This window comes from Edaphobacillus lindanitolerans (assembly GCF_900156305.1).
GTDB classification, from domain to species: domain Bacteria; phylum Bacillota; class Bacilli; order Bacillales_A; family Planococcaceae; genus Bhargavaea; species Bhargavaea lindanitolerans.
In genome coordinates, this window is record NZ_FTPL01000006.1 from 41,045 (window position 1) to 50,715 (window position 9,671).

The window sequence follows — 9,671 nt, forward strand, 5'->3', positions numbered from 1 at the left end:
AGATTACATATCTGATTTCCTTCAGTAACATAAAGTGCTTTTGGAGCATAGCCATTTGTATCTCAAGAACCTGAAATTGTCAAAAGGTTTGATTCACACAATCTGGAAAACAGAAAAAACCGGGACCAATTTCCCGGTTTTTCTCTGATATTGATTCAACTTTTCATTTAAATTGTTATTTTACCTTCGCTCCGTTTGCCAATCCGGAATCGACGGATGCGAGCTTGAGGACACCGTCTTTCTCCCCGGCAAGGATCATGCCCTGGGAAAGTTCACCGCGCAGTTTCACGGGTTTGAGGTTCGCCACGACGATGACCTTTTCACCGACGAGTGCTTCCGGCTCATAGAACTTGGCAATGCCCGACACGACCTGTCGCGTTTCATAGCCGAGATCCAGCTGAAGCTTGAGAAGTTTGTCGGCCTTCGGCAGCTTTTCGCATGCCGTCACGGTCGCCACACGGAGATCGACTTTCATGAAGTCATCGATCGTGATTTCCGGCTCGTCCGGCTTTTCCTCTTCCGCTGCCGCTTCTTCCTCCTGCGGGTCTCCGGTTTTTACGCTCTTCTGCATTTCACCGCGAATATAGGCGATTTCCACTTCCGGGTCGAGGCGCGGGAACACCGGGATGCCTTTCTCTGCCACTTTCACACCTTCCGGCACCGCCTCTTCGCTGAGCAGCGTTTCCCAGCCGAGGGCGGATTCTCCGAGACCCAGTTGGCGGATGATCTCTTTCGGCGCCTTCGTCATGAACGGCTGGAGCAGCACCGCGGCTTCATGGAGGCTGAGGACAAGATGACGCATGACGGAATCAAGATCGCCTTTTTTCGTCTCGTCTTTTGCCAGCTTCCACGGCTCTGTCTCGTCGATGTACTTGTTCGTCCGGGAGATGAGCGCCCAGATATCCGAGAGGACGACGCTGAACTGCATGTTGTCCATGTTCTGCTCGTATTTCCGCACTGTCTCTTCCATGACTTCCCGCAGCTTCGCGTCAAATTCCGTAGAGCCCGCCGGATTCACCGGGACGAGGCCGCCGCAGTATTTGTTGACCATCGACACGGTCCGGTTGAGGAGGTTGCCGAGGTCGTTCGCAAGGTCATAGTTGAGCCGTTCGACGAACGCCTCCGGCGAGAAGACGCCGTCGGACCCGAACGGAAGCTCGCGGAGAAGGAAGTACCGGGTCGCGTCCAGGCCAAAACGCTCGACCAGCATCTCCGGATAGACGACATTGCCCTTGGATTTCGACATCTTTCCGTCCTTCATCATGATAAAGCCGTGTGCAAATACCTTTTTCGGCAGCGGCAGGTCAAGGGCCATCAGGAAGATCGGCCAGTAAATCGTGTGGAAGCGGACGATATCCTTTCCGACTACGTGGACATCTGCCGGCCAGTACCGGTCGAACAGGGTTTCATCTTCCGTGCCGTAGCCGAGCGACGTGATATAGTTCGACAGGGCGTCCACCCATACGTAAATGACGTGCTTCGGATCTCCCGGCACACGGATGCCCCAGTCGAACGAAGTCCGGGAAACCGACAAGTCTTCAAGCCCCGGCTTGATGAAGTTGTTGATCATTTCGTTTTTGCGGGATTCCGGCTGGATGAAGCCGGGATTCTCCTCATAGTACTTCAAGAGTCGATCTGCATATTTCTTCATGTTGAAGAAGTAGGACTCTTCCTTCACCTTTTCGACGGGGCGCCCGCAGTCCGGGCAATTTCCGTCCACGAGCTGGGATTCGGTGAAATATGATTCGCACGGCGTGCAGTACCAGCCTTCGTATTCGCCTTTGTAGATGTCCCCGTTGTCGAGGAACTTCTGGAAAATCTTCTCGACCCCCTCCTGGTGGCGGGGTTCCGTCGTCCGGATGAAATCATCGTAGGAGATGTCCATGAGGTCCCAGAGTTTCTTTGCGCCGTCCGCGATGCCGTCGACATATGCCTGCGGATCCATGCCTGCCTCTTCTGCCTTCCGCTGGATCTTCTGGCCATGTTCGTCCATTCCGGTCAGGAAACGGACATCATATCCCTTGAGTCGTTTGTATCGGGCCATTGTATCTGATGCCACTGTCGTGTAGGCGGTTCCGATGTGAAATTTGCCGCTTGGATAATAGATCGGCGTTGTGATGTAGAACGTGTTCTGTGAACTCATGGCAAAGCCTCCAATTTTGAATAAGCGTTTCCTTTCATTTTAGCCGATGGGCGCCGGCTCTTCAATGTCCGAAGATCAGTCGGGTATTTCCATCTGTTACTATTTACCCATTAACACTTTTTTGATCTTCATTATCGAGATCCCGCATGAGGCCGGTGTTATTTAACACAAATCTACTTTATCGAAAATTAATTGATTGTTTCTGTAAAACTTTCATCAAAACAAATTGACGCTAATGGGAGTTGTTGGTATGATGGACACATGGCATACTCCATGTCGAATTTTGACGAAAACAAGTGGAGATGAAAGGGGCAGTAATAGATGAAATCGACTGGTATCGTAAGAAAAGTGGACGAACTTGGCCGGGTAGTCATTCCAATCGAGCTCCGTCGCACATTGGGCATCAAAGAAAAAGACGCGCTTGAAATTTATGTGGACGACGAGAAGATCATCCTCAAAAAATACATGCCGAACATGACTTGCGCCATCACGGGAGACGTGTCCGACGACAACCTCCGCCTGATCGACGGCAAGCTGATCCTCAGCCAGGAAGGCGCTGAGCAGCTCGTCAAAGAGATCCAGGAGCGCATTGGCAGCAAACAGCACGCCTGATCAATGACTTTACGCTAAAACCGGAACGGCCCATGCCGTTCCGGTTTTTCATTCTTCCAGATGGTAGGCACGGTATACGTCCCGCTTGGCTTCGCCGCGCGCCTTCGCGGCTGCCTTGACCGCTTCCTTTGGCGGCAGCCCCTCACGGTCCATGAGCCCCTCCACATGTTCCTTTGCAGAGAGCCCGCTCCACCACTCATCCTCAGGTTCCGGCTGTTCCTCGTCCGTCCCTTCGACGACGAGACAGAACTCCCCCTTCAGTTCGGTCCCGGCTGCCCAGGCTGCGGCTTCTCCGACCGTCCCCCTCAGGATCTCCTCAAATTTCTTTGTCAGTTCCCGGACGATGGCAATGCGGCGGCCGGGCCCGAATGTCTCTTCCATATCTCGGAGCGATTCCTTCAGTCTGTGGGGGGATTCATAGAAGATAATCGTTTCCCGTCTCCCCGCGAGCCCGGTGAACAGCGCCTTCCTGTCCGCCTTTTTCCTCGCCGGGAAACCATGGAACAGGAACGGCTGTGACGGAAGGCCGGAGGCGATCAATGCCGACAGGGCTGCATTGGCACCCGGCACCGGGACGACCGCATACCCTTCCTCGATCGCCCTTGCGGCAATATCCGCGCCCGGGTCGGAGATGCACGGCATGCCGGCATCGCTGACGAGCGCCACATCCCCTCCCTCCTCCAGGATACCGAGGATCCGGTCGCCGCCCGCCGACAGATTGTGCTCATGATAGCTGATGAGCGGGGTGGATATGCTGAAATGGGTGCACAGTTTTTTCGTGTTCCGGGTATCTTCTGCCGCGATCACCGCACTTTCCTGCATCACCCGGATCGCACGATAGGTCATGTCCTCGAGATTGCCGATCGGGGTGGCGACGAGATACAGCTTTCCTCCCGGGTCCTGCACGCTTCGCTGCGATTTCATCGGTCGCATCCTCCCTTTTGGTCCATATAGGCCGTCTTCTGTTCCCGCCTGAGCTGCTTGAATGCATACTCGGCCTGCATTGCCTCACGCTTTGTCCCGAACGTCTCGTGGAAAATGCACCGGACCGGCCGCCGCGAGCGGGTATATTTGGCCCCACGTCCGTCGTTGTGCGCCTTCACGCGATGTTCGAGCCGGTTCGTGTAGCCCGCGTAATACGATCCGTCTGCACATTCAAGCACATAGAGAACATGCGCTTCCTCAGACGTCCGGTCCATACAGCATCTCCTTCACTTCCGCCGTATACTCGCCGTTTTCCCCGTACACATACAGGGGCGGCAGGATCTTCAGATCCGGCTTGCCGTCTTTCGTACCTTCAATGAGGAGGGTGTTCGCCTCCCGGCCCGCTTTCGGGTAGACGAAGCGGATCCTCTTCGGTTCCAGCCGGTTGTTGCGCATCGCCGTCACGATATCGAGCAGACGCCCGGGCCGGTGGACAAATGCGGCCTTTCCGCCCTGCTTGAGGAGCGAGCTCGCATTGGCGACCGCCTCGTCGAGCGTCAGGGTCAGCTCATGGCGGGCGATTGCGACTTCTTCGAGCATATTCCGGTCGCTGAGCTCATGGGCCGGAAAGTACGGCGGATTGCACGTGACCGTGTCGTGCTTTTCATGACCCAGCCGGTCGGCGATCCCCTTCACGTCATCCTGGATGATCCGGATCCTGCCGTCAAGGCCGTTCAGCCGGACACTCCGCTCCGCCATCGAGGCAAGCCGCGGCTGCAGTTCCACCGCGGTGATGTCCGCTTTTGTCCGCGCGCTCAGAAAAAGCGGAATGGCCCCGTTCCCTGCACACAGGTCGACGACACTCCCTTTCCGGATCGGGACGTAAGCGAATTTTGCAAGGAGCACCGCATCCAGGGAAAACGAGAAGACCTCCGGGCTCTGGATGATCTTCAGCCCTTCCGCGAGCAGATCATCGAGGCGCTCGTTTTCTTCAAGTTGTCCGTCCATAGGCTTCTTCCTTTCCATAAGAAAAGACCGCAACCCGCAGCACGCGCGGGGCCGGTCCCTTATCCATTCTGTTTATTCAGGAATGACAGGCAGAACAGGCAGTCCTCACCTTTCCGCGAACTTCCGAAATGGACGTTGCACACGTGAAATCCTTCATTGTAAAGGCGTGCCAGGTTGTCGTGGCCTTCGCCGATTTCAGTTCCCGCCGCCATCTTGCGCTTGCCCGGCTTCTGGGCCCGTTTCACATTTTGTGCTTCCACTTCCTCAAGTCGCTGGCGGAGATGGTGATTCTCGATCTGGAGGGAATGGTTTTCTTCCATCACCTGTGCGACCGATTCCTTCAGTTCCGCAAACTGGCGGTTCGCCGATTCGAGCTGCTGGCCAAATTCCATGACCTTATCCAAGAAGTTCCGGTCCTTCATTGTCTACACCTCATCGCCTAGCCTTTATACCGACTGCATGATTTCATCAAGCGTATAATCGATCACTTTCTGTCCCGACAGCTCCACTTGCAGAATCCGTTCGAGCAGATTGAGACCGACCACCTTTCCGGTGCCTTCCGGCGTCGTGATCCGGCTGCCGATATCCGGCATGAGCCGCTTCGCCTCTTCATATTCATCGTTTTCGTACTTCAGGCAGCACATGAGCCGCCCGCAGAGACCCGAAATCTTGGAGGGATTGAGCGACAGGTTCTGATCTTTTGCCATCTTGATCGAAACCGGCTCGAAGTCACCGAGGAAAGTCGAGCAGCAGAGCATCCGGCCGCACGGACCGATGCCCCCGAGCATTTTTGCCTCATCCCGGACTCCGATCTGCCTGAGCTCGATGCGCGTGCGGAACACCGAGGCCAAATCCTTCACGAGGTTACGGAAGTCGACCCGGCCGTCGGCTGTGAAATAAAAGATGATCTTGTTCCGGTCGAATGTGTATTCGACATCGACCAGCTTCATGCTGAGACCGTGTTCTTCGATCTTCTTCTCCGCAATGCCGAATGTCCGGACCGCCTCTTCCTCGTTGTCCGAGACCGTCTCGCTGTCCTCTGCCGTGGCCGGGCGGACAACCTGGCGGAGCGGAAGGACGACGTCGTCGCCGCTCATCTGCCTCGGCGGGATCGCGACTTTTCCGTATTCGATGCCCCTAGCCGTTTCGACGATGACGTAGTCATCCTTCTGCAAGGCATATTCACCCGGGTCGAAATAATATATTTTACCCGCTTTTTTAAAGCGGACGCCAATCACATTATAGAGCATGTTTTACCTCCTGCATGTTGAGCACCAGCTGTTCCATGAGAAGCGTGCGGTTCATATTGCTGTGGAGGTTCCGTTTTGCGCCGAGAATGGCTCCGAGGACGGAGGAAAGCCTGCCATACGTCATTCGGAGAGCCAGCTGCTGCCACAGTTCCTGCTGGTCCGGATAAGCCAGTGCATTTCCGAGGCCCGCCTTGACTGCCGCAATATCCCGATAGGCAAACAGGAGCAGGTCAAGCCCGAGTTCGGCCTCTTCCTTTTCCTTGAACACCGGCCCCCAATCCGTCTGGACAAAGAGCAGCGCTTCCTGGATATTTTTTTCCGATGCTTCCACCAATTTTAACACCGTTTTCCTGGCCTGTCCAAACTGCTCGCCGCCCGCAAGCTCCAGTGCCTCTTCGGGGCCGGCCGTCACCATTGTGGCCGTGGAGGCCATCGAGCGGGTGAGCCCGTGTTTTGCGACCAGTTCTTCGATGATCTGCTCGCGGGGCGGAGGCTGCAGAAGAACATCCAGGCAACGCGAACGGATGGTTGGCAGGATGGCCGATCCGGTATCCGTCAAAAGCAGCGCAGTCACCTCTCCCTCCGGTTCTTCAAGGAACTTCAGGAGGGTATTGGCCGCGGCCGTATTCATGCGTTCCGCCTCATGGATGATATAGATTTGCCGGCCATCTTCGAGTCCGGTCTTGTTCAATTGATAGATCAGGCCCGCAATCTGCCCTTTCTTGATGTCCTGGCCGTCCGGATGGATATTCGACACGTTCGGATGATTGCCCTCCCGGATCCTCCGGCAGTTGCGGCATTGCCCGCACGGGACAGCCTCTTCGGGGTGATGGCAGAGAAGCAGCTGGGTGAAGAACCCGGCGATCGCTTCCTTGCCGGATCCCTTGATCCCTTCAATCAGGTAGGCATGGGCAACCCGGTTTGAAGCAAAGGCAGCCCGGAAGCCGTCGACGGCGATTTTCTGTGTTTCCATGACCGGATAGCCCATGTTCATCCCGATGCCCCCTCTCTTTTAAAAATCCCGTGTCCGGCAATGACTCCGGGCACGGGGCGTCTGTTGCTAATCATCAGAAGTGGTGGAACTGCTCAATCGGAAGGACGAATACGGTTGCCCCGCCCACTTCCACTTCGACCGGGTACGGAATGTACGAATCGGCATTCCCGCCCATCGGAGACACCGGCGCGACCATTTGGTCACGGGACCGGCAATTTTCACGGATCAGACCGAGCAGTTTCGGAACGAGCGGGTCATCTGTCCCGATCAGGAACGTCGTATTCCCCGAACGGAGGAACCCCCCCGTACTCGCCAGCTTCGTTGCACGGAAATCGTTTTTCGTCAATGCGGCGGATAAACGGTTGCTGTCCTGGTCCTGCACGACCGCTACGACCAATTTCATTGGGATCAACTCCTCGCCTGCTTTTATAATAGTATATCACAAACACCCATCAGGGCAGACGGCTTTTTAACGCAGTCCATGCCTTTTCAGCCGTCTCTTCCAATGTTCCCGAAGCATCGATCCTAATAACCCGATCAGGCTCATTTTCTGCAATGGCGGCATATTCCTTTTGGACAGTCCGGTGAAACGCCAGGCTTTCTGCGTCCAGACGGTTCACTTCCCGGCCCTTATCCCGGTTCCGTTCGATCCTGGCCAGGCCTTCCTCTGCCGGAAGGTCCAGCAGCAGGGTCAGTTCGGGCATCACATTGCCGATGGCGAACCGGTTGATCTCACGGACATCCTCCGTGCCAATTCCCCGTCCCGCCCCCTGATAGGCAATCGAGCTGTCGATGAAGCGGTCGCACAGGACCACTCTTCCTTCCTGCAGAGCCGGCTCGATCACCTGGACGAGGTGCTGCCGGCGTGCCGCGGCATAAAGAAGCGCCTCTGTCCGGGCGTCCATTTCTGTGTTCGAAGGATCCAGGATGATCTCCCTGATCATCTCGGAGATGCGGATGCCGCCCGGCTCCCGTGTGGCAGTATATCGGATCCCTTTCTCCTTCAGACGTGACTCGAGCCTGGACATGACGGATGTTTTTCCTGCACCGTCCGGCCCCTCCAGAGTGACGAACAATCCACTTTTCTTCATATAATATATGCCTCCGATGACTGTAATAGGACGGGGATGAGCCCCTCTTTCAGCCGGTGCCGCCCCTGGAACGGGACGCCGGCTCCGAGCAGGATGCCGATCCGGCTGACCGTTTCTCCCGTGATGCGCTCCCCAGGAAGCACAAGCGGGATGCCCGGCGGATAGGGGATCAGCGACGAAGCTGAAATCCGGCCTTCCGCTTCCGTCCATTGAATCCATTCGGCGGGAATTCCCGGATCCTCCGCGGGCGGGAGTTCCGCTTCCATGATATCCGGGGCATGACCGGATGGTGCAGGCGGAGCGGGCTTGGCGGATTCGCCCATCGTGCCCATCGCCTCGCGGATCCGCCGGACGGCCTCATCAAGATTATCCTCATGCCCCTTCTTTAAAAGGGGCAGCATGAGCAGCACCTGATAAGGATCGGCCAATTCCGGGTGTACCCCTTTTTCGACAAAAGCCTCCTGCAGGGCCGTACCGGTCAGCCCTTCCGACCGGACAAGCAGCTTCAGCGGATCACCCGTTTCCACGACGTTCAGGGATCGGATGGATGCGAGGGCGCGGATGAATTGCGCCCGGCGGGCAAGGAAGCTTTCCTGATCCGCCGGCTGATACGTCGCAATGAAATGACGGGCATCATCCAATGAAGCCATGAGCGGATAGGAAGGGCTGCTCGACTGGAGAATGCCGAGCTGGCGGGCAACCGTTTCATGGGAGACCCGTGATCCCTCGGCGATATGGAGGTATGAACCCATCGTCATGGCCGGCAGGGTCTTATGGGCGGACTGCACCACAATGTCTGCACCTTGACGGAGCGATGACACCGGAAATGCGTCCCCGGCTCCAAAATGCGCGCCGTGCGCCTCATCGACGAGGAGGGGGATTCCCGCCTGCCTGCAAATCGCCGAAATCTCCGGAAGTTCCGTTGAAACGACGCCATAATAAGTCGGGTTCGTCAGGATGACGCCCTTTGCCTCCGGATACAGGGAAACCGCTTCCCGTACAATTTCGGCAGGAACATGTCCGGCCGCCAGGCTGCATTCATCCCATTCGGGAGAGAGATAGACGGGCTTTGCCCCGGCAAGGGAGAGACCGTTGAACACCGACTTATGGGCATTCCGCTGAACGAGGATACGGTCACCTGGCCGGCAGACCGAGAGGATCATGGCCAGATTGCCCGTCGTTGAACCGTTGACGAGGAAAAAGCTGCGGGCCGCTCCGGACCAGTCCGCCAGCAGTTGCTGAGCCTCGAGAATGGCTTCCTCCGGCGCATGCAGATCGTCGAGGCCGGGCAGCTCGGTCACGTCCCAGGAGAGAATGCTGCGGATCCCGGCGGGGAGCCCGGTAATGTCTCCATTCTTATGTCCCGGCACATGAAAGGAGATCGGGCCGCGTTTCGCAAAGGCCTCCAGCATCCCGACCACCGGACGCCGCTGTTGGCTGTCAGACATATGTAAAACTCCTTTGCAGAGTAAAGGTTCCGGTTCCCATTATAACATGATGCCCGGAATACCCTGCCTGATACCGGAGACGCCGGATTCAGGGAATCTGGGCAACCAAACACAAAAAAACCGTCTCCGGTTGGAGACGGCCTTGTGCCCAGCGATGTCCTACTCTTGCAGGGGGAAGCCCCCGACTACCATCGGCGCTGA

General features: G+C 56.6%; 11 protein-coding genes. 1 reads left to right on the forward strand and 10 read right to left on the reverse strand.

Going from position 1 to position 9,671, the window contains the following annotated elements:
- Positions 1 to 175 precede the first annotated feature (175 nt).
- Positions 176 to 2,143, reverse strand: a complete 1,968-nt coding sequence (gene metG, locus B0B07_RS14825; RefSeq protein ID WP_076760168.1) for a methionine--tRNA ligase — start codon at positions 2,141 to 2,143, stop codon at positions 176 to 178.
- Positions 2,144 to 2,464: 321 nt separating this feature from the next.
- On the opposite strand from metG, the gene B0B07_RS14830 reads away from it, so the two are divergent.
- Positions 2,465 to 2,755 carry an AbrB/MazE/SpoVT family DNA-binding domain-containing protein gene (locus B0B07_RS14830; protein WP_076760169.1) on the forward strand — a complete coding sequence of 97 codons (291 nt, stop codon included), beginning with the start codon at positions 2,465 to 2,467 and terminating at the stop codon, positions 2,753 to 2,755.
- Between the two features lie 48 nt (positions 2,756 to 2,803).
- On the opposite strand, the gene rsmI is transcribed toward B0B07_RS14830, so the two are convergent.
- The 9 genes from rsmI to B0B07_RS14875 form a co-directional block, all read right to left on the reverse strand.
- Positions 2,804 to 3,679: a 16S rRNA (cytidine(1402)-2'-O)-methyltransferase gene (gene rsmI, locus B0B07_RS14835; protein WP_076760171.1), complete on the reverse strand. Its 876-nt coding sequence runs from the start codon at positions 3,677 to 3,679 to the stop codon at positions 2,804 to 2,806.
- Positions 3,676 to 3,954 carry a GIY-YIG nuclease family protein gene (locus B0B07_RS14840; RefSeq protein ID WP_076760173.1) on the reverse strand — a complete coding sequence of 93 codons (279 nt, stop codon included), beginning with the start codon at positions 3,952 to 3,954 and terminating at the stop codon, positions 3,676 to 3,678. Before B0B07_RS14840 ends, rsmI begins: the two co-directional genes overlap by 4 nt.
- Positions 3,938 to 4,687, reverse strand: a complete 750-nt coding sequence (locus tag B0B07_RS14845; protein WP_076760175.1) for a tRNA1(Val) (adenine(37)-N6)-methyltransferase — start codon at positions 4,685 to 4,687, stop codon at positions 3,938 to 3,940. The genes B0B07_RS14840 and B0B07_RS14845 overlap by 17 nt, the downstream gene beginning before the upstream one ends.
- Positions 4,688 to 4,746: 59 nt before the next feature.
- Complete coding sequence (gene yabA, locus B0B07_RS14850; RefSeq protein WP_076760177.1) at positions 4,747 to 5,109, reverse strand: DNA replication initiation control protein YabA; 363 nt, start codon at positions 5,107 to 5,109, stop codon at positions 4,747 to 4,749.
- Between the two features lie 24 nt (positions 5,110 to 5,133).
- Positions 5,134 to 5,937, reverse strand: coding sequence for a PSP1 domain-containing protein (locus B0B07_RS14855; protein WP_076760178.1), 804 nt, complete (start codon positions 5,935 to 5,937; stop codon positions 5,134 to 5,136).
- A complete protein-coding gene (gene holB / locus B0B07_RS14860; RefSeq protein ID WP_407643883.1) occupies positions 5,927 to 6,925 on the reverse strand; it encodes a DNA polymerase III subunit delta' in 999 nt (332 codons plus the stop codon). Before holB ends, B0B07_RS14855 begins: the two co-directional genes overlap by 11 nt.
- Positions 6,926 to 7,004: 79 nt before the next feature.
- The gene (locus tag B0B07_RS14865) at positions 7,005 to 7,334 is read right to left on the reverse strand and encodes a cyclic-di-AMP receptor (protein WP_076760181.1); all 330 of its coding nucleotides are present in this window, start codon (positions 7,332 to 7,334) and stop codon (positions 7,005 to 7,007) included.
- A gap of 49 nt (positions 7,335 to 7,383) precedes the next feature.
- Positions 7,384 to 8,022, reverse strand: a complete 639-nt coding sequence (gene tmk, locus B0B07_RS14870; protein ID WP_076760183.1) for a dTMP kinase — start codon at positions 8,020 to 8,022, stop codon at positions 7,384 to 7,386.
- The gene (locus B0B07_RS14875) at positions 8,019 to 9,470 is read right to left on the reverse strand and encodes an aminotransferase class I/II-fold pyridoxal phosphate-dependent enzyme (protein ID WP_076760185.1); all 1,452 of its coding nucleotides are present in this window, start codon (positions 9,468 to 9,470) and stop codon (positions 8,019 to 8,021) included. Before B0B07_RS14875 ends, tmk begins: the two co-directional genes overlap by 4 nt.
- Positions 9,471 to 9,671: the final 201 nt, after the last annotated feature.

Excerpts from the sequence above, each read along its gene's own strand:
- B0B07_RS14875 (WP_076760185.1), bottom strand. The coding sequence starts at position 9,470 with ATGTCTGACAGCCAACAGCGGCGTCCGGTGGTCGGGATGCTGGAGGCC.
- holB (WP_407643883.1), bottom strand. The coding sequence starts at position 6,925 with ATGGGCTATCCGGTCATGGAAACACAGAAAATCGCCGTCGACGGCTTC.
- B0B07_RS14855 (WP_076760178.1), bottom strand. The coding sequence starts at position 5,937 with ATGCTCTATAATGTGATTGGCGTCCGCTTTAAAAAAGCGGGTAAAATA.
- rsmI (WP_076760171.1), bottom strand. The coding sequence starts at position 3,679 with ATGAAATCGCAGCGAAGCGTGCAGGACCCGGGAGGAAAGCTGTATCTC.
- B0B07_RS14840 (WP_076760173.1), bottom strand. The coding sequence starts at position 3,954 with ATGGACCGGACGTCTGAGGAAGCGCATGTTCTCTATGTGCTTGAATGT.
- metG (WP_076760168.1), bottom strand. The coding sequence starts at position 2,143 with ATGAGTTCACAGAACACGTTCTACATCACAACGCCGATCTATTATCCA.
- B0B07_RS14830 (WP_076760169.1), top strand. The coding sequence starts at position 2,465 with ATGAAATCGACTGGTATCGTAAGAAAAGTGGACGAACTTGGCCGGGTA.
- B0B07_RS14865 (WP_076760181.1), bottom strand. The coding sequence starts at position 7,334 with ATGAAATTGGTCGTAGCGGTCGTGCAGGACCAGGACAGCAACCGTTTA.
- B0B07_RS14845 (WP_076760175.1), bottom strand. The coding sequence starts at position 4,687 with ATGGACGGACAACTTGAAGAAAACGAGCGCCTCGATGATCTGCTCGCG.
- yabA (WP_076760177.1), bottom strand. The coding sequence starts at position 5,109 with ATGAAGGACCGGAACTTCTTGGATAAGGTCATGGAATTTGGCCAGCAG.
- tmk (WP_076760183.1), bottom strand. The coding sequence starts at position 8,022 with ATGAAGAAAAGTGGATTGTTCGTCACTCTGGAGGGGCCGGACGGTGCA.